We start from the raw sequence: 17,476 nt of genomic DNA, 5'->3' as shown, positions 1-17,476 counted from the left end.
CAAAAGTAGGAAAATGTCTACCTTTTTGGTAAGTTTTGTTGTGAAACCGCTATTTTCGTTAGGCTTTGACCAATTCGTTGATGCTCCAGTATTCCAAAACGGTCTTCAACTTGGCCTCATAATCCTCATATTTGAGCGGTTTAATGATGTAGCCAGCTATGCCAATTTTGTAGCATTCCAATAAATCATCTCGATTTTCAGAAGTAGTAAGTACAACGGTAGGGAGGTATTTTATTTTGTCATGTTGTTTTAGCTTACCCAAAAACTCAATACCATTCATTCTGGGCATATTCAAATCAAGAAGAATAACATCTGGAAGTTTTTTTTCGGACTGTAAAAATTCCAGAGCTTCTTCCCCATTTCGAGCTTCAATCAATTTGTGTTTCGAATTAAGCTTGGAAAGCGTTCTTTGAAACTTCATGGTCTCAATAGCGTCATCTTCTATAAATAGAATATCCATTTTGTTGTTTTGAACCTACAAATTAACCCTATCTCTTGTAAAGTCTACCCATAGCTATAGATGAATAGGCAATATGTGTAGTTGAATGGAAAGAAAGTTACGGTGATTGGAAACAAAAAAGCACCGTCTGTTGACAGTGCTTTAATTTAAAAATATGGTCGGGGTGGCAGGACGGAAACCCTGCCACGCTATCCCTTCAAATTCAATACCTTATGAGTTTTTCAACTTTGTAGGTAACCGAATAGGTAACTTTTTATTTGATCTAACTTACGTTAAATTGGGGGCAAAGATATACAAAGCGGAAATCTAAAGCAACTGAATTTTCGAATAAAAATGGAACGATAACTCACTGAAGTTGGTGCTACGCTCAATACCACTTTCAACTTTCCTTCAATTGAATTAGATTATACTATTAACAAGAATTAAGGCACAATAATTGCGGTTAATTTTGGTATATGGTCTGACCTCTAAATAAAGCGTAGCCCCAATTCAATATTCGCTTTGACCTACAATGGTAACTAACGCTCAAAGGTCAGCTTATGGAACTACATTTACTATCTCAAGAACTTTCGGAAGAATTAGCAAGAATTGAATCAATCACAAAGGATGTCGTCAAAAAAAGTGATCTGTCCATTGTGCTCTGTAGAAACCTGCTGACCAAACTAAAAAGATTTATCTCAAAAAAGAAATTTGAATCACCCGCCAAAGAAATTCTTTTTTTCAAATACACCAAACAGGTACCCCTGTCGAACCTGGTCTATTTCTTTGAGCTCAAATCCTTTGAAATTCATTATCCCAAAGGGGATGGCTCAACCAAAAGGAAATACACCACAAGGAAGTTGAAAAAGTTAAATGATTTTTTTTCTCGAAACCTTGATTTCATTCAATATATAGACCAAGGAAAGACCTATTTGGATACCCATTATTTTACCCGGGAATACTTTAATGAATTCAATATCACCCATGCGAGATACTACTTTCGAGATCCCGATTTCAGTACCTCACATGATTTGTTGTTGGCAAAACTAAGTGCGAATCGAAGATTGATTACTTATCTGGACCATCGATTGAAAAATATTGATCGACCCAACGGACATCCATTCATCCCCTTGACCCAACTCAATTGGACGGCGAGCAAGACCGACATGACGGAATTGGCCTATGCACTAAAAAGTAGTCGTGCCGTAAATGACGGTAAAGTAAGTATTCGCGAAATTATTAAAACGCTTGAACAGGCGTTTCGCTTTAAGAGCGGCGATCCTTACCGAAACTACGGGGAGATTCGAATACGGAAAAAAAGCCGTACAAAATTCTTGGATGATTTGACCACCAGTTTGCTCTTTGATTTGGAAAAAGGAGACGAATAAAAAGGTGTTATTCCCTCTTAAAGAGGTTGTTAAAATTTCCCCTTACCTAGGGAAACCTTGTGAATTTATTTTTCATCATCGACTCATATTTGCTGTATAATATTAAAACTAAGGATATGCCAGCAAATATTATTACCGCAGATGACCTGCAGGAGTTTAAGGAAGAACTTATCTCAGATATTAAGGAACTCTTGACAAACTATGAAAGGGTCACCATTGACAAATGGATAAAATCAAATATCGTAATGAAGAAATTGGGCATCAGCCCTGGAACATTGCAAAACTTTCGCATTAATGAAACCATCCCTTTCTCAAAATTGGGAGGTATTATTTACTACGATGAAGAAGAAATCGATGAGATTCTTAAAAACAACAAGAATTTCTTTCTAAAGAAACAGCTATGATCATTGCAACCTATAACATCCAGAATATCTTCCATAGGGACAGAGCGCTAATAAAAAAATACCGTGAAGAAAATCGGGAACTTTGGATTGAAGAATTTGAACGGCTTATGGTCATGGGGATGCGCACCAATAAGGAATTCAATAGACTCAGAACACTATCAAAACTTTTGGGTTTTGAAGATGCCCAGAACGGTCCTTACCTCACCATGGTACATAAAGCCGGACAACTATTCCTAAAAAAGGATGCAGCCTCAGAAGCCAATAAAGCAAGCCCTTTAACCAATTGGAACGGGTGGGTCAGATTAAACTCAACCCCGATAAATGAAGTGGCCATAGTAAACAAAGCGAAGGTCGTTGAGGAAGTTTCACCAGATATACTGATCTTATTGGAGGTCGAGGACAGGTCATCGCTACTGGAATTTAACAAGAGTTTTTTATCTGACACCTATACCCATATCCTGTATTTGGAGACCAATGACCTGTACGGTAGAGGTATCGGGTTGTTGACCAAATCCGGTTATGAAGTACTTGCAATGAAATCCCATGTCAATGATTTTGATGAAAATGGCAATCCCATTTTTGATATGGACCTACAGGAATATAAAATCAGTACCCCCAATGGTAAAATCGTAAGCATACTGTCAACGTGCTTTTTGGATAACTTAGAACACCATAAGGATGCTAAAAGCAAAATTGAAGTTCAATCCAAAAAGATAGCAGAAGTATATAAGGATAAAGATGGTCCCAATGAATTGATCGCTGTTGTAGGCACACTAAATGTCCCGTCCTACAGCAAACTTCTTGCGCCGTTAACCCTAGGAACCGATTTAAAGGATATTTCAAAACATCACACTTTTGAAGTGGATTTGGACAAGGGAAAAGACTCAAAATATTATCGTTTGGGAGCCTATAAAATGGGCGTTAACTTGAAGCAAAGCGACTATTTGATGCTTTCCAGCAAATTGTATAGAACGGTAAAGGCCAGTGGATTGATAAGAAAAGGGATTTGGTTTAAAAAAAGGCCTCAATGGAATATCCTAAAAAGCATCAAAAATGAACTGCATAGTGCCAGTGAACATCCCATGGTATGGTCGGAACTAAAAATCCGTTAAAAATGGAGTTACAGACAATACAAAACAGGATTTATGAAATACGTGGACAAAGAGTACTCTTAGATTTTGATCTGGCTTTACTTTATGAAACCGAAACTAAACGCCTTAAAGAAGCTGTACGGCGCAATAAAGACCGTTTTCCATCAGATTTTATGTTTGAATTGACAAACGAAGAATACAACTCTTTAAGGACGCAATTTGCGACCTTAGAAAATACAGGTAGAGGAAAACACAGTAAATACAATCCTTTTGCATTTACCGAACAGGGCATTGCAATGTTGGCCAGTGTGTTGCGAACCCCCAAGGCCATAGAAGTCAATATACAGATTGTTCGTGCCTTTGTTTTTCTTAGAAAATATGCTTTATCACATACGGAGTTAACCCAAAAGTTACAGGAGCTGGAAACTAAATACAACCAACAATTTACCGACATTTTTGAGGCCATTAATTACTTGCTGCAAAAAGATAAAAAGCAACTTGCACAAAGCAAAAGAAAACCTATCGGATATAAGAAGGAATAAGAGAATTAACCAACTAACTCGTAAACAAATTTACTCTTTGCATCACCGATCTTCTGCATCAATTCCAATTTGTTCGGCAATATAATACTAGGTATACGATCCAATCCCTGTAAGTATTCTCCCAATTCTTTTTTGTTTTCAAAAATAGTCCGTATTCCATTCTTACCATATTTCTGAAGTCTGGAAATCGTTTCGCCACCAACACTCGCCGATGATACCAGAGGTATGTTGAAATAAACATCACAACTTATAGCTACGTGCTCTTGGTCAGCCAAACTAAAGTCTTTACTAATTGCACTTCTGAGCATGGCACAATGCGTTAGTAGTACATCTAAAAATTTACCGCCTTCATCGGCCTTAATTGGCTTTAGGGCAACTTTTAGTTGTCTAAAATTATCCAATTGTCTCAATGGACTTGGTTTTGATTCAATTCTAAATTTCATAATCTATCGTTTTTATATTACTAATTCTTTTGACGAAACTTCTTTTTTTAGCCTTATTTAAAGTTGTTTTACGAATACCAACAATTCTTTACCGACTGCAATAACAATTTCTTTTAGTACTTTATACAGGCTCACAAATAACGCTTTCATCATCCTACATTTTAATTGACATGAGCACAGCCAGTGCTAGGGCCATACTATTGTTTTCCATTTCCAAATAGGCTGCCTCATCATGATTTGACAGGAAACCCAACTCCACCAAAATTGCTGGGCATACCGCTATCGATTCGCGTAGTACTTGAAAGTTTGCTCTTTTAAGTCCCCTACTTCTATATCCCAATTTTTGAGTAAGCGTTTCTACTATGGATTGGCCCAAGCGCATTGATTCCACTTGATTTTTGGTCGTTATGCTTGTTTTGCTATGCAGGTAAATTTCAACGCCCGTAGCCCTTTCATTTTTAGCATGATTGCAATGCAACGATATAAAAAGGTCGGGTTGAATTGCCTTTACCAGTTTAGTCCGATGCCGCAGTGAAATAAGTGTGTCCGTGTATCTTGTCAAATACAAATCATATTCATTATTGAGGACTTTCCTATTAAACTCTAGCATTGCTTTTGCAATGGCCAGTGTGATATCTTTCTCTTTTATATGATTGGTTCCTATAGCTCCAGAATCCATTCCACCATGTCCGGCATCAATTATGATTACCTTTTTATGTTGTGCTACGGGCATATGTAAAGGCATCAAAAAAAGTAGCGTTATCAACAGTTTTACTGGTTTCATATTTACTTGCATTTAGGTAACTATCCATTGCACAATTTTTAAAGATTTCAACCAATGCATAACTATCCTTCAAAATTTAACGCTGATTACCGTTAATATTTTCAGTTTTTCTCCCTTTCCATGCATTCCCTTATAGATTTCGTAAAAAGTTATTTCAAACAGGTTCCCTAAGCGCATTGGAGAACCATAAAAACGTAAGCGTTATGAAAAAAACAGTTTATCCTTTGTGGGCCATGCTCCTAATGAGCCTACCCACATTTGCACAAATCGGAGGTATTGAAGATTCGGTAAATGATGTTTCCGATACCATTAGGTCTATTTTCCCTCTACTATTGGGGGTCATTTTCCTCATCGGATTCTTATTTAATGCAGGTCATTTCTTCGGCGAAAATGCAGACCTCAAAAAGGGAATTACCCGTGTTTTGGTTTTTGTACTCATAGCAGGGGCGGTAGTGGGCATCTTTACCTATCTCATTGGAATAGTAGTCTAAGGTCGATAATCGACATTAAAAAACTATACAATGAAAAGGTATGAAGTTTATAAAAACATTCGCAAAGGGGCAATGATATGGGGGCTTCCCATATCCCTCTTTGCAATGATGATGCTCTTAATACTGGGATCCCTGCTGATAATCATTTTTTCATCCAGCCTTTGGGTCATCATCGGAGCATTCTTACTAAACGGTACATTCTATATCGTTCTGACCAAAATTGCCCGTAAAGCAATAACCATAAACATCGTTAAGGTATTTCCTAAAATCATAAGCAACAAGAAAGAAAACATACAATACTATGTCGATTATTAATACAGCATCATATAACCCCATCATAGAAATACGGGATAATTTAATATTTGCCAACAATGGCAATATCATTGCCTGTTATCGTGGAGAACTCCCTGAGATCTATTCTTTATCGGAAAAGGATTTCGAGGACTTACACAGTATTTGGTTTCAAGCACTAAAGTCTTTGCCCGTTGGTTCCGTTATTCATAAGCAAGATGTTTACCTTAAGAAAGGGTTTAGCTCGGAATACCTACCCAATAATACTTTTCTTGGAAAAGCAACACACGACCATTTCAAAGGAAGGGAATACATAGAACATCGTTGCTATCTATTCCTCACATTGGCAGGAAACAAAACATTTAACAACCCCAAATATGTAAACCCATTTCGGAAAATAAGTAAAGGGATTTACCAAGAATTAAATCAGAACGTTCACAGTTTCATTGGTTCGGTAAATGATTCCATTTCCTATATCAACAATAGCCGCAAAGTTCAATTTCTACCTTTAAAGGAATCCGAAATACTCAATTTTTCACAAACCTTTTTTAACGGTTTCAATCTCAATTTTGATACCGATATGCTTTTGGAGAAATCCAAAATTACCATAGGCAATAATCATTTTGACGTATTGGCCATCAATAGTGAATCCTGTTTTGGCGAAAACGTACAAACAAGTAAAATCAACGAACGTTTTACTTCGGATGATTTTGTATTTCATCAAGGGTATATCGATGGTTTGGGACTTTCCCTGAATGAAAATCATATCGTTAATCAAATCCTTTATTTAGATGATAAACAGAAATGGCGAAAACTCTTAGAAAAGAAGATTGAGGAACTTAAAAAGAGTTCGAATTTTGGTACGCAGAACAAAGTCATTCTTAAAAAAATTGAGCATATCGTTGACCAAATCAACAATGATGATAGCGCAAGAATCATAAGAGGACATTTGAATATTGTCTATTGGGACCGGGAAGCCCAACAGCTGGAAAGCATAGGCTCACAAATAAAATCGGAATTTAAGGAACTGGATATTACTCCATACTATCCAAGGGGTGAGGAACGTAAAAATTATATTCTAAATAGCCATCCCTGTTTTTCTTCCAATTTTTCAAATGAGGATTTGTACGTGACCGATTTGAAACATGCGCTTTGCCTTTTCATAAACAACACCAGCTACAGGACGGATAGGCAAGGAATTATATTCAATGATAGGGAACATAACATCCCCGTGTTAAAGGATGTTTGGGACGAGAAAAAGAAACGTATCAAAGCGAGGAACTTTGCCATTTTTGCGCCTACGGGAGAGGGGAAATCCTTTTTGGCAAACAACATATTACGGCAGTATTTTGAAATGGGTGTGCGCCTTGTCATTATTGACTTGGGAGGTTCCTACACCAAGTTTGCCAGTCTGTATCCCGAACAATATACTGTACTGCGCTATGAAAGCGGCAAGAGCCTTGGTATCAATCCCTTCTTTATAACAAAAGGTGACGATGTCACCCCAGAGCGGTTAGAGGATCTATCTGTATTCCTATTTGAACTGATTGGGGAAGGCACCAAGCCAAAAAAGGAACAGTCCGTAGCCCTCAAGAAAATATTACACGCTTATTATAAAAAAAATGCAGAGGGGCATTCCCTCGATAGTTTTTATACCTATATCGAATCGCAACGGGAAAATCTATTGACCCAACTGCATATTCATTCTGATTACTTCAATATTGAAGGGTTCTTGCATATCCTATCTGAGTATGTACGTGATGGATTGTATAGTTTTTTATTTGAAACAAGTGAAGACCAATCCTATAAGATTGAGGACAAGCGATTGATTGTATTTGAACTGGATGAGGTAAAGGACAATAAAGAAATTCTTTCCGTAATGCTCAAACTGATCAAAACAGCAATACAACGAACCATTTGGCAAAATAAAGAAGAAAAGGGTATTATCCTTTTTGATGAGTTCGCCAAACAATTAAAATTCGATAACGTGCTGGAATCGGTGGAATTCTATTACCAAGCTATCCGAAAACAAGAGGGAGCAATCGGCATCATACTACAGTCCATTAATCAATTGCCAGACAATTCCACTTCGGCAAGTATTCTGGAAAATACACAGGTCATTTACAGCCTTAACAATGAAAAGGGCTATAAAGAATTAAAAAATAGGCTTAGCCTGTCCAGTCACGACCTGAATCAATTAAAATCCATCAAAAATAACTTATCAGGGAAACGTAAGTACACAGAGATTTTTATCAAAATCGGAAAGGAAAGCAACATTTTCAGACTGGAAGTACCCCAAGAAGTTTTCGCTGCTTATCTCACTGATGGCGCCGATAACGAGGCCATAATGGCCTTTTATAAAGAAAGTGGCTGCATGGAGATGGCCATTAAACAATTTGTTCAATTAAAATCAAAAGAGTTATGAGAAGATTCATTTTTATGTGCCTTTTGGCACTCGGATTATTATTGTTGCCCGCACGTACTGCGTGCCAGGGAATGCCCGTGTATGATAACACCAATTTTATCACTCTGGGAAAACAAATTATTGAAGCCGCCAAACAAACAGAAAACCTGATAAAAACGGTGGAGTTTATGAAGCAGCAAAAAGACCGTATCGAGAAGGTCAGCAATGTTGTAAAACAGTTAAAAGCGGTTCGGGAACTTGCCCGAAACAACCAACGTCTTTTTGAAGTGGTAAGGGGTGACGTGAGGAATATTTTGAATTCCCCATATATCAAACCCGAAGAAATTACAAGAGTATCGCAATCCTTTGAAAATATTATCGAAAACTCTTTGGAGGATTTGGATTTTGTACAACAAATCCTATCCAGTGACTATTTAAAAATGACCGATGCAGAAAGGGCTGCTGTATTAAAGGACCGGGAAACAAGCTCCAAAGAAATGGTCGCTGAAATAGAGCGTAAGACCAAGCGATACAATGACATCATTTCCTTTCGGGAAATGCAAGACAGAATTAATAGCAGGGCAACAAATTATTAGGCTATGCAGTTGGCTATCCCATTAATCGGAGGATTGGAATATGTAGACACTGTTTTTCAAACAATTAAAGACAGTGATTTTCTACAGTATACCATTGTAGGTATGAAAGCCCTTGCCATCCTATTCTTCCTAATCAACGTCTTAAAAAAGTACAATGAAGGAGTCGCCAATAGGGATGGATATACGTGGGGGCTTACCCCAACCGAACTGATAAAGAATTTCATCATAGTGATTCTGGTCATTTTTTCAAGTCAGGTACTTGAGGTATTTGATAGTATCCTGGTGGCCATTGAAGGACAGTACAGAAATACCGCACCATCACTTTTGCCACTACAATTACAAGATGTGGAAATTGAGGATGATGTAAGTGGACTGGAAGCCGCTAGCAAGGGGTTGGCTTTATTATATGAGGCATTGACCACACCACTATATGGATTAAAGATATTAGCATTTATATTGAGTGTTTTTCTTTGGTTGTTAGACCTCTTTATTTACCCCCTGTTCTTGGCGGAACGATTCTTTTTGCTGGGGATAATGCAAGCCTTTTTTCCCTTGGTCATAAGCCTTGCCGTGTTTGAAAAGTTTCGGTCAATGGCTTATACTTTTTTCAAATTATACGCGGCTGTTTATATGTTGGTTCCTGCCTTTTTTCTGGTGAATGTATTCGTGAATGCACTCTACACAGAGTTCACTACCAATTTTTGGGTAAACCTTTTCGGCTTTGATTTTGGAAGTTCATTTTTTGCACCCATTATCGAGTTGGGCACCATAGGCTTTATCGTCTTTTTGAAATTCAAATTGTACAAACGGGCAACCTCATTCACCTTCAAACTATTTAGTGCCTAAGGCTCTTTTAATTAAAAAAGTAATGAAAAATGAAAACACCATATAAAAACATATACGAGGTCCTGAAAACGAACCGGTTTATAGTTCTGACCGTTGTTACAATGGCGATGCTGTCCACGATTGCTTCAAGTATCATTTCCTTTAAGATGTACCACAAGTCATTGGATGGTTCTTTTGCCATCGGTAAGAATGGCGAAGTGATACCCCTGCAATGGGTACAGCAAAAAGAGAATTTAAAGGTAGAAACCTTAGAACATTTGCGTCTATTTCATACCTATTTCTACGATATAGATGCTACTAATTTTGAAATGAATATTGAAAAAGCCTTATGGCTTGGAAATAGTACAGTGGATAACGTATACAGACAGAAAAAAGCCGATGGTGTGTATAACAGATTGATGCAATACTCCTTAGTTCAAAAGGTAATCAGTATCGATTCTGAAATAGACCTTAAAGCAGAACCCTATCCCTTTAGAACAACTACAGTTTTTCAAGTCAATAGGGGGTCGATAATCGACACTTATGAATTGGTGACTACGGGTAAAATTTTACATCTGGAAAAACGAAACTTCCCGAAGAACACGCACGGGCTTTTGATTACGGATTACTTTGAGAACACTTTAAAAAAAATAGACTATGAAAATTGATAAGAAGAAAATCACTTTTGCCGTAGTCATTGGAGCGGTGGTAATTTTCATTGTTGCCTATTCCATATTGACTTTTGGCGGTGATAAAGACGAACAAGATGAACTGCTACAACCCTTAGTACCCACATTAGAAACGGTAAAAGATGATTATACATCTAGGCTTGATGCTGTGGACGATTTAAAGGAAATTAGGGAAACCAACGCACCAAGTATCTATGATGAGAAGTATTTGGATTCAACGGGAGTCTATGACCCTGATTTTATAGAAAAGAAGAAAATGCGTCTTGTCGATAGTATCTACTCCAATAGTCAAATTGATTATAGCACCGGTGCATTTAGAAAACGCACCTCCAATGTAGATAATGCCATAAAGGGTATTATAGGTAAAAAAGTAGAAGAGCCTGAAGATGACAAGAGCAAGTCTACAGCAATCTTAGCAAAAGAAATGGCTTTGGAACAACAATTGTTTTTTGCTTCCAACCCTTTACCGAATTCGGCTGCGGAATCAATACCCAGCGTAAATGTAGTTGTCGATTCCAAAGAAGTTATAAAAGCAAATGACCGTTTGGAAATGCGTACCCAAAACGATGTTACCATCAAGGGGTATTTCATTCCAAGAAACACCCTTCTTTTTGGTATTGTCAGCTTTCAGCCGAATCGAGTTTTATTGAAAATAGAGAACATTAGAAACATCCCACTAGCTTTTAAAGCCTATGACTACAGAGATAATTTAGAAGGAATCTATATCAAGAATAGTTTTCGGGAAGAACTGAGACAACAAGTACTTGGAGATGTTATAAACGAAGTTAATGTACCTGGCATTCCACAGGTTAGGGGGGTAAAGAGAATATTTCAACGTTCTAACCGTCAGGTAAAAGTAACGGTAAACAATAATTATGTGCTGACCTTAAAGGTCGAGACAGAACAATAAAAATGAATACTATGAAAAAGTTAATAGTCATGATGAGTCTAGGGCTTATGCTATCAGCTCATGCAAAAAATAAAATTCAGTTAGATACTCTATATGCTAATTCAACAATGACAATGGCGTTGTTTTTCCCTACGGATATTAAACAGGGCATCACAGGATCGGACAATTTTGTTTTTACCTACGATAGAGAAAAAGAACAGAATCTGGGTTTATTAAAAGCGGTAAAAGGAGACCTTAGTAACTTATTGGTAATTACCGCAGATGGCACAGTGTATTCCTATATTTTGAAATATTCGGAACATCTGGAGAACCCCAATCGTTTTATAACAAAGAATGAAAGCATTGGAAACGTCAAGCAAGTTCAAACTGAGCGGACAATTACAAAACAGAGCTTTTCAGTTAAAGATTCGCTGGGACTACTGCGCAGATCTTGTGAATCATTATTAAAACTTCCTGAAGAAAAGAATATCAAGACGAAAATGAGTGATATAAAGTTGAGCCTTAAAAACTTCAAATATCACGGAGATAATGTTTATCTACAGTTTGAGATTGAAAATAAATCCGGTGTACGATTCGATTTTGATTATCTCAATGTTTTTAAGGTAAATAGAAATAAAAAGCGGAATGCATCCTATCAGGAAATTCCCTTAAACCCTATTTATGTTCACAACAAACCCTATCAAATATTACCCAATACAAAAGCGAAGTTGGTTTATGTTGTTCCGAAATTTACTATTGGTGACAGTGAAAAGATGGAGGTAAGGTTACAGGAATTAAACACGACAAGAGCTGTGAATTTAATTTGGTGATAATAAAAAAAGCCCTGATTCCATTATCAGGGCTTTTTTATACGCTCTTATATGTTTCCTAATTATTGCAGCAATCTTTGTTTTGTTGAATAGGTGGGCAAGCCACCGTGCCATACGAACAGAATACACAGCAATCTCCCTCTTTAGGGCGTAATACTTCTTTACAATTTTCACAATCATAAAAGAACTGGCAAGCTGTTGTTGGCATTTCTTCTTCTTTCCTATGTCCACAGTTTGGACACCTAATTGTAGATTCTAAAATAGCTTCCATCACTCTATGATTTTATATCCTGTTTTTCCAATAGCGCCTACTATCTCATTAGCAGTTACTCTACTTTTATCAAACTTCACAAAAGCTTTGGATGTTTCATAATTTGCATCTACCTCCAAAATGCCTTCTAGTTTATTTACCTCGTTTTCAATATGGGCTTCGCAACCTGCACACGTCATTCCCTGTATGGAATAGTTCACTTCACTTACGTTACTTTCAGATACATAAACGACTTGCTTTTCAGCATTTGAGTTGGGGTAAAACATATGCGAGAAATATGGAAATGCCAACATTATACCTGCAAAAATAGTCACCAAAAAAAGAAATTTTTTGGATTGTATAAATTTAGGTTTGTCATCTTCACAGTCGCAATCAATATCCTGTGTACGTGGTTTTAATTTTTGATACCAAGCAAAACCAAGAATCAAAACGGTCAAACCTATCAAAATAGGCCTATAGGGTTCTACCCAAGAAAAAGTAGAGGCAATTCCTGTAGTTCCCGAAATCAAGGCCAACACAGGAGTAATACAACATAGAGATGCTGCGATAGCTGAAAACAATCCGGCATAAGCAGTTCGATTAGAGGTCATTGTTTTTTTCATCCTATGCAATTTTTCTTTCAGATGTTACATTACTTAAAATAGCAGTTAAAAAATCTTCATTTTTCTTCGAAATACGATAAAAGATGGTTTGACCATCTCTACGGGTAGTAATTACATTTACATCCTTCATCTTGCGTAAATGTTGGGAAATAGCAGGAACACTCATTTCTAAAATATCAGCAAAGTCACAAGGGCACAATTCGGTTTCCCTCTTCAACAAAAACAATATTTTAAAACGGACTTCATTACCAGCCAGTGCCATAATTTTACTTATGCCTTCAATGGAAGTTGATACCATATTCAAATCTTCTTTACAACGAAGTATTTGGGTGTGGTCGGCCTCTGCCCTGATACAGCTAGTTTCAAGTTTCATATAACTTATTTTGGTCAAAAATATAGATATGTAATTATTTAAGCAAATACTTAAATAAAAACTTGAGTTAAAATAAGTTTGACTCTGAAGATTTGAAAATAAAGAAAGGAATGCCTACTGATAAAAAACAGCTTGGTTTACAGGCTATGACCAATTCATTCTTTGTAACCGTATAGCATTCAAGATAGCCAATAGGGCTACGCCAACATCAGCAAAAACAGCTTCCCACATTGTGGCCAGACCGCCTGCTCCTAAAATCAAAACGATAACTTTAACGCCAAATGCTAATATGATATTCTGCCAAACAATTTTACGTGTGGAACGACTTATTTTAATGGCTCTAACTACTTTTGAAGGTTGGTCGGTTTGTATGATAACGTCTGCTGTTTCTATTGCGACATCACTACCTAGGCCACCCATCGCAATACCAACGTTACTTGCTGCTAAAACTGGTGCATCATTAATACCATCACCAATAAAGGCTACTTTGTTTTCAGAATTTTGTTTTAAAGTTTCTACCTCGTTTAATTTATCTTCTGGTAGTAAACCACCTTTAGCATTTTCAATATTTAACTCCTTGGCGACTTGTTGGGTAATAGAATCTTTGTCACCAGAAAGCATCATAATATTTTTAATGCCTACTTTGTGTAAATCTATAATTGTTTCTTTTGCATCCTCCTTTAATTCATCTGCTATCACGACATAACCAGCAAATTGATTATCGATTGCCACTAAAACTATCGATTCTACAATAGATTCCGTTTCAGTTGGAACATCAATATTATTGGCAGTCATTAAGGCTTTATTTCCTACTAAAACCGTTTTGCCATTGACAATGCCTTTTAATCCTTTGCCTGCGATTTCAGAAACGTCTTGTGCTTCAAAATCTTCTCCATTTTCTTTATACTCCATTATGGCTTTTGCAATGGGATGTGTGGATTGCTCTTCCATAGCCATTAGGTATTTCATAAACTCGGATTCTTCCCAACCAATAGCTTTTATGTTTTTGATTTTAAAAACACCTTTAGTCACGGTTCCTGTTTTATCCATTACCAATGTATTTATTTTGGTCATTGCATCTAAAAATGAAGCCCCTTTAAACAAAATTCCATTTTTTGAAGCTGCCCCCAATCCACCGAAATAACCCAAAGGAATAGAAATCACCAACGCACAAGGGCAAGAAATAACCAGAAAAATTAAGGCTCTGTACAACCAATCCCTAAGGACATAATCTTCCACAAAAAAGTATGGTAGGAATGTAACGCCAATAGCCAAAAACACAACAATTGGTGTATAGATACGTGCGAACTGCCTGATGAAAAGTTCTGTTTTTGATTTACGCGCTGTTGCATTTTGAACCAAGTCCAATATTCTTGCAATAGAACTATTTTCAAAGGAATTGGTAACTTCTACTTCAATGACACTTTCTAAATTGATACTTCCTGCGTAAACTTTGGATTCTTTCAATATAGAATCGGGTTTACTCTCGCCTGTCAAAGCAGCAGTATTTAATGATGCTTTTTCAGATAATAAAATACCATCCAAAGGAATTTTTTCACCTACTCGGACTTGAATTTTTTCTCCAATCAATACATCTTCTGGTGATACGCTTATGTAATTACCATCACGGAAAACAGTAGCTTCTTTTGGACGAACATCCAACAATGCTTTTATATTTCCCTTTGCTCTGTTGACTGCTGCATTTTGGAATAATTCACCAACAGCATAAAACAACATAACAGCAACACCTTCAGGATATTCCTTAATAACAAATGCCCCAATTGTGGCGATGGACATTAACAGAAATTCAGTAAAGAAATCTCCTCGTACAATACTTTTCCAACCTTCTTTTATTACGGGAAAACCTACAGGTAAATAGGCAATACTGTACCAAATAATGCGAATCCAATCCTTAAAAAAGGCAACATCAAAGTAGTCTAATGCTATTCCAGTAATTAGCATTACAAAGCTTATCAGTGCAGGAATGTATGTTTTAAATGCACTTCCATCTCCGTGGTCGTGATTGTGACCATCATCGCGAGTATGTTCCTCAGAATTTGGTTTTAAGTCTTTTAAGTTTACTTTCTTTTTTTTCATCTAATCAATCCTTTAATATCCTCTGGAATAGGCATACGTTTTAATGGAGGCACGTTTGCGCCACCGGTATTACCAAGCGGTACGTGATTAATAAACGATTTCCAACCTCCGACAACTAGCCTTAGTATTTGCCCAATAACTTCTTTGGTATCTTTTTGTCTAAATCCAAATTTTAGCATTAGCCAATGGGAATAGGTATGTTCTATCGGGTAAGACTGACCTAAAATATGACTCCGTTCCAAATGATTCCAAGCATTATCATATTCCTTTTTTAAAAGGTAATGTCTATAATATTTTAACTCCGAATTATAAGCTTCTTTTAGATGTCTCGGTATTTTTACATTAAACTTCATATCCATCTATTTTGGATAAAAGTAGCTTAATCGTTCGTGCAACGGAAGTGCATTTATTAGGCACTGCATTTATCACAAATACCTTTTATCACCAAGTTTACATTTTCTGAAACAAAACCATCAGGGACTTTTATTTGCGGGATTTTATGTTCAGTTAAACACACGGTTTCCCCACAATTGTTACAATGAAAATGAAGGTGTAAATCCCGTTCCATTTCACAATTACAACCTTCTTCACACATCGCATATTTAGTAATGCCCGTGCCATCATCGATTTGATGTACAATAGCTTTTTCCTCAAATGTTTTAAGAGTTCTATAAAGGGTGGTTCTATCTGCTTTCGCGAAAGCATTTTCTATATCACTCAAAGTAACTGCCATCTTTTTTTCCGCAAGGAATTTGGATATCAACAGACGCATGGCGGTAATTCGAATTCCCTTTGATTCTAATAATTCTTCTATAGTTTTCATATTAATGTTCGTCTTCTTCAGATTCGCCTTTTTTCATTTCTGCCATTAAATAGTAGGCATTGTTAAAGGCGTATTCTGCATTTAATTTTTGTTCTGTTAGGAAGTCAATGGCAATCCATTCACCATCTTGGGTACTCTTTATAATTTCATAGGGTATAAAAGTCCAATTTTCCTTCTCCTTTTCAGCAGAGAAAACATAGAACCTGTCGCCGTCAGAAGCTATAGCACTTTCGGGCATTGCCAATATTTTGGAATTGTCAGTTTGGATGCGCCCTTCGATATACATTCCGGGGATCAGGTTACCCTCCTTATTTTCAATTTCAGCGTGTATATGTATTGCTTTTGGATTCTGTTCAAAAGTCTTTCCCACGGAATAGATTTCTGCGATAAGTTCCTTGCCAGGAATGGATTGGACATTGAAAATCACTTTTTGCCCTTCCTTTACCTTGTATACATCTTTTTCAAAGACCATTAAATCAGCGTGTACGTGGTGTGTATCTACAATATCCATTAGGTCTGTCTGTGGTTGTACATACTGTCCTGTTTTAATCTCTACCTTTTGTACAAATCCTTCAATCGGACTTCTGAGTGCTACGCGTTGATAAATCGTTCCATTTCTAACTCCAGCAGCATTAATGCTCAATTGTTTTAGTTGTGCTTGAAGACCATTTGCCATACTTCTGGATGCCTGATATTCCGCTTCTGCTTTTTGAAAATTAGCACCGCTACCAACGCCAGCATCGTATAATGTTTTTTGTCGTTCATATTCCTTTTTAAGAAACTGGCTGTTGCTATATGCATTAAGGTATTCTGTCTGTTTCTCAATGATATTAGGATGTGAGAGATAAGCAACCGTTTGTCCCTTCTTAACCTTATCGCCTTCGATAACCTCAATAGATACCACATTGGCACCTACTACGGTCGTGATGGTCGCTTCGTTTTGTGGTGGAACTTCCAGCTGACCGTTAGCTTTCACGTACCCACTCATATTTCGCATTTGCAAAGTGTCTATTTGCATTTGTAATGCATCAAACTGCTTTTCGGTCAATAGTACTTCCTCAGCTTCACCTTCGGAATGTTCTTCTTTCATTTCGGAGTCTACCGCTTTCACCTCTGAAGCACCATTCTTAGAATCGCCACAAGAAGACAACCCTAATAGTACTATTAACAGTGCGATAGCTTTATATTCAGATAGATTTTTCAT

General features: G+C 36.9%; 22 protein-coding genes. 12 read left to right on the top strand and 10 right to left on the bottom strand.

All coding sequences use genetic code 11. From position 1 onward, the window contains the following. Positions 1-58: 58 nt before the first annotated feature. The gene (locus DX873_RS15595; RefSeq protein ID WP_116185412.1) at positions 59-460 is read right to left on the bottom strand and encodes a response regulator; all 402 of its coding nucleotides are present in this window, start codon (positions 458-460) and stop codon (positions 59-61) included. A gap of 539 nt (positions 461-999) precedes the next feature. On the opposite strand from DX873_RS15595, the gene DX873_RS15590 reads away from it, so the two are divergent. From DX873_RS15590 to DX873_RS15575, 4 genes are all read left to right on the top strand, one after another. Next, on the top strand, positions 1,000-1,827 hold the full coding sequence (locus DX873_RS15590) for an RteC domain-containing protein (protein WP_010519647.1): 828 nt from the start codon (positions 1,000-1,002) through the stop codon (positions 1,825-1,827). A 116-nt stretch (positions 1,828-1,943) separates the two neighbouring features. After that, a complete protein-coding gene (locus tag DX873_RS15585; RefSeq protein WP_010519648.1) occupies positions 1,944-2,231 on the top strand; it encodes a helix-turn-helix domain-containing protein in 288 nt (95 codons plus the stop codon). Beyond that, a complete protein-coding gene (locus DX873_RS15580; RefSeq protein ID WP_010519649.1) occupies positions 2,228-3,343 on the top strand; it encodes a hypothetical protein in 1,116 nt (371 codons plus the stop codon). Before DX873_RS15585 ends, DX873_RS15580 begins: the two co-directional genes overlap by 4 nt. A 2-nt stretch (positions 3,344-3,345) precedes the next feature. Then, positions 3,346-3,864 (top strand): ORF6N domain-containing protein, encoded by a 519-nt coding sequence (locus DX873_RS15575; protein ID WP_010519650.1) that lies wholly within the window; start codon positions 3,346-3,348, stop codon positions 3,862-3,864. Between the two features lie 5 nt (positions 3,865-3,869). Here DX873_RS15575 and DX873_RS15570 read toward each other — a convergent pair whose 3' ends face one another. After that, on the bottom strand, positions 3,870-4,307 hold the full coding sequence (locus DX873_RS15570) for a hypothetical protein (RefSeq protein ID WP_010519651.1): 438 nt from the start codon (positions 4,305-4,307) through the stop codon (positions 3,870-3,872). Between the two features lie 154 nt (positions 4,308-4,461). After that, the gene (locus tag DX873_RS15565; RefSeq protein WP_010519652.1) at positions 4,462-5,091 is read right to left on the bottom strand and encodes an N-acetylmuramoyl-L-alanine amidase family protein; all 630 of its coding nucleotides are present in this window, start codon (positions 5,089-5,091) and stop codon (positions 4,462-4,464) included. Positions 5,092-5,294: 203 nt separating this feature from the next. Between DX873_RS15565 and DX873_RS15560 the strand changes: the two genes are divergently transcribed. From DX873_RS15560 to DX873_RS15525, 8 genes are read left to right on the top strand one after another with little or no spacing between them, the layout of a single operon-like run. Further along, positions 5,295-5,582, top strand: a complete 288-nt coding sequence (locus DX873_RS15560; RefSeq protein WP_010519653.1) for a hypothetical protein — start codon at positions 5,295-5,297, stop codon at positions 5,580-5,582. Positions 5,583-5,612: 30 nt separating this feature from the next. Continuing rightward, complete coding sequence (locus DX873_RS15555) at positions 5,613-5,897, top strand: hypothetical protein (RefSeq protein ID WP_116185411.1); 285 nt, start codon at positions 5,613-5,615, stop codon at positions 5,895-5,897. Continuing rightward, on the top strand, positions 5,884-8,298 hold the full coding sequence (locus DX873_RS15550) for a TraG family conjugative transposon ATPase (RefSeq protein WP_116185410.1): 2,415 nt from the start codon (positions 5,884-5,886) through the stop codon (positions 8,296-8,298). Before DX873_RS15555 ends, DX873_RS15550 begins: the two co-directional genes overlap by 14 nt. Before the next feature lie 14 nt (positions 8,299-8,312). Continuing rightward, positions 8,313-8,873, top strand: coding sequence for a TrbJ/VirB5 family protein (locus DX873_RS15545; RefSeq protein ID WP_470299675.1), 561 nt, complete (start codon positions 8,313-8,315; stop codon positions 8,871-8,873). Positions 8,874-8,876: 3 nt separating this feature from the next. After that, entirely contained in the window at positions 8,877-9,719 is an 843-nt protein-coding gene (locus tag DX873_RS15540) for a hypothetical protein (RefSeq protein WP_116185408.1), read from the top strand. A 29-nt stretch (positions 9,720-9,748) separates the two neighbouring features. Then, on the top strand, positions 9,749-10,366 hold the full coding sequence (locus DX873_RS15535; protein ID WP_116185407.1) for a conjugal transfer protein TraK: 618 nt from the start codon (positions 9,749-9,751) through the stop codon (positions 10,364-10,366). Continuing rightward, entirely contained in the window at positions 10,356-11,297 is a 942-nt protein-coding gene (gene traM, locus DX873_RS15530) for a conjugative transposon protein TraM (protein WP_116185406.1), read from the top strand. Before DX873_RS15535 ends, traM begins: the two co-directional genes overlap by 11 nt. An 11-nt stretch (positions 11,298-11,308) precedes the next feature. Beyond that, positions 11,309-12,106, top strand: a complete 798-nt coding sequence (locus DX873_RS15525) for a DUF4138 domain-containing protein (RefSeq protein ID WP_181899530.1) — start codon at positions 11,309-11,311, stop codon at positions 12,104-12,106. A gap of 58 nt (positions 12,107-12,164) precedes the next feature. On the opposite strand, the gene DX873_RS15520 is transcribed toward DX873_RS15525, so the two are convergent. The 7 genes from DX873_RS15520 to DX873_RS15490 all read right to left on the bottom strand — a co-directional run bounded on the left by DX873_RS15520 (position 12,165) and on the right by DX873_RS15490 (position 17,476). Further along, the gene (locus DX873_RS15520; protein WP_116185404.1) at positions 12,165-12,377 is read right to left on the bottom strand and encodes a GDCCVxC domain-containing (seleno)protein; all 213 of its coding nucleotides are present in this window, start codon (positions 12,375-12,377) and stop codon (positions 12,165-12,167) included. Next, positions 12,377-12,979, bottom strand: a complete 603-nt coding sequence (gene merTP / locus DX873_RS15515) for a mercuric transport protein MerTP (RefSeq protein WP_181899528.1) — start codon at positions 12,977-12,979, stop codon at positions 12,377-12,379. Before merTP ends, DX873_RS15520 begins: the two co-directional genes overlap by 1 nt. Before the next feature lies 1 nt (position 12,980). Beyond that, a complete protein-coding gene (locus DX873_RS15510; protein WP_116185403.1) occupies positions 12,981-13,352 on the bottom strand; it encodes an ArsR/SmtB family transcription factor in 372 nt (123 codons plus the stop codon). Positions 13,353-13,496: 144 nt separating this feature from the next. Further along, a complete protein-coding gene (locus tag DX873_RS15505; protein WP_116185402.1) occupies positions 13,497-15,449 on the bottom strand; it encodes a heavy metal translocating P-type ATPase in 1,953 nt (650 codons plus the stop codon). Continuing rightward, on the bottom strand, positions 15,446-15,802 hold the full coding sequence (locus tag DX873_RS15500; RefSeq protein ID WP_116185483.1) for a DUF3703 domain-containing protein: 357 nt from the start codon (positions 15,800-15,802) through the stop codon (positions 15,446-15,448). Before DX873_RS15500 ends, DX873_RS15505 begins: the two co-directional genes overlap by 4 nt. Before the next feature lie 56 nt (positions 15,803-15,858). Next, positions 15,859-16,272, bottom strand: coding sequence for a Fur family transcriptional regulator (locus tag DX873_RS15495; RefSeq protein WP_116185401.1), 414 nt, complete (start codon positions 16,270-16,272; stop codon positions 15,859-15,861). A gap of 1 nt (position 16,273) precedes the next feature. After that, on the bottom strand, positions 16,274-17,476 hold the full coding sequence (locus tag DX873_RS15490) for an efflux RND transporter periplasmic adaptor subunit (protein ID WP_116185400.1): 1,203 nt from the start codon (positions 17,474-17,476) through the stop codon (positions 16,274-16,276).

The organism is Flagellimonas nanhaiensis (genome assembly GCF_003382275.1).
Classification (GTDB): Bacteria; Bacteroidota; Bacteroidia; order Flavobacteriales; family Flavobacteriaceae; genus Flagellimonas; species Flagellimonas nanhaiensis.
The sequence above is the reverse complement of the archived record's forward strand: the minus strand, read 5'-3'. Positions and strand labels throughout refer to the sequence as shown.

Excerpts from the sequence above, each read along its gene's own strand:
- DX873_RS15595 (WP_116185412.1), bottom strand. The coding sequence starts at position 460 with ATGGATATTCTATTTATAGAAGATGACGCTATTGAGACCATGAAGTTT.
- DX873_RS15590 (WP_010519647.1), top strand. The coding sequence starts at position 1,000 with ATGGAACTACATTTACTATCTCAAGAACTTTCGGAAGAATTAGCAAGA.
- DX873_RS15585 (WP_010519648.1), top strand. The coding sequence starts at position 1,944 with ATGCCAGCAAATATTATTACCGCAGATGACCTGCAGGAGTTTAAGGAA.
- DX873_RS15580 (WP_010519649.1), top strand. The coding sequence starts at position 2,228 with ATGATCATTGCAACCTATAACATCCAGAATATCTTCCATAGGGACAGA.
- DX873_RS15575 (WP_010519650.1), top strand. The coding sequence starts at position 3,346 with ATGGAGTTACAGACAATACAAAACAGGATTTATGAAATACGTGGACAA.
- DX873_RS15570 (WP_010519651.1), bottom strand. The coding sequence starts at position 4,307 with ATGAAATTTAGAATTGAATCAAAACCAAGTCCATTGAGACAATTGGAT.
- DX873_RS15565 (WP_010519652.1), bottom strand. The coding sequence starts at position 5,091 with ATGAAACCAGTAAAACTGTTGATAACGCTACTTTTTTTGATGCCTTTA.
- DX873_RS15560 (WP_010519653.1), top strand. The coding sequence starts at position 5,295 with ATGAAAAAAACAGTTTATCCTTTGTGGGCCATGCTCCTAATGAGCCTA.
- DX873_RS15555 (WP_116185411.1), top strand. The coding sequence starts at position 5,613 with ATGAAAAGGTATGAAGTTTATAAAAACATTCGCAAAGGGGCAATGATA.
- DX873_RS15550 (WP_116185410.1), top strand. The coding sequence starts at position 5,884 with ATGTCGATTATTAATACAGCATCATATAACCCCATCATAGAAATACGG.
- DX873_RS15545 (WP_470299675.1), top strand. The coding sequence starts at position 8,313 with ATGTGCCTTTTGGCACTCGGATTATTATTGTTGCCCGCACGTACTGCG.
- DX873_RS15540 (WP_116185408.1), top strand. The coding sequence starts at position 8,877 with ATGCAGTTGGCTATCCCATTAATCGGAGGATTGGAATATGTAGACACT.
- DX873_RS15535 (WP_116185407.1), top strand. The coding sequence starts at position 9,749 with ATGAAAACACCATATAAAAACATATACGAGGTCCTGAAAACGAACCGG.
- traM (WP_116185406.1), top strand. The coding sequence starts at position 10,356 with ATGAAAATTGATAAGAAGAAAATCACTTTTGCCGTAGTCATTGGAGCG.
- DX873_RS15525 (WP_181899530.1), top strand. The coding sequence starts at position 11,309 with ATGAAAAAGTTAATAGTCATGATGAGTCTAGGGCTTATGCTATCAGCT.
- DX873_RS15520 (WP_116185404.1), bottom strand. The coding sequence starts at position 12,377 with ATGGAAGCTATTTTAGAATCTACAATTAGGTGTCCAAACTGTGGACAT.
- merTP (WP_181899528.1), bottom strand. The coding sequence starts at position 12,979 with ATGAAAAAAACAATGACCTCTAATCGAACTGCTTATGCCGGATTGTTT.
- DX873_RS15510 (WP_116185403.1), bottom strand. The coding sequence starts at position 13,352 with ATGAAACTTGAAACTAGCTGTATCAGGGCAGAGGCCGACCACACCCAA.
- DX873_RS15505 (WP_116185402.1), bottom strand. The coding sequence starts at position 15,449 with ATGAAAAAAAAGAAAGTAAACTTAAAAGACTTAAAACCAAATTCTGAG.
- DX873_RS15500 (WP_116185483.1), bottom strand. The coding sequence starts at position 15,802 with ATGAAGTTTAATGTAAAAATACCGAGACATCTAAAAGAAGCTTATAAT.
- DX873_RS15495 (WP_116185401.1), bottom strand. The coding sequence starts at position 16,272 with ATGAAAACTATAGAAGAATTATTAGAATCAAAGGGAATTCGAATTACC.
- DX873_RS15490 (WP_116185400.1), bottom strand. The coding sequence starts at position 17,476 with ATGAAAAATCTATCTGAATATAAAGCTATCGCACTGTTAATAGTACTA.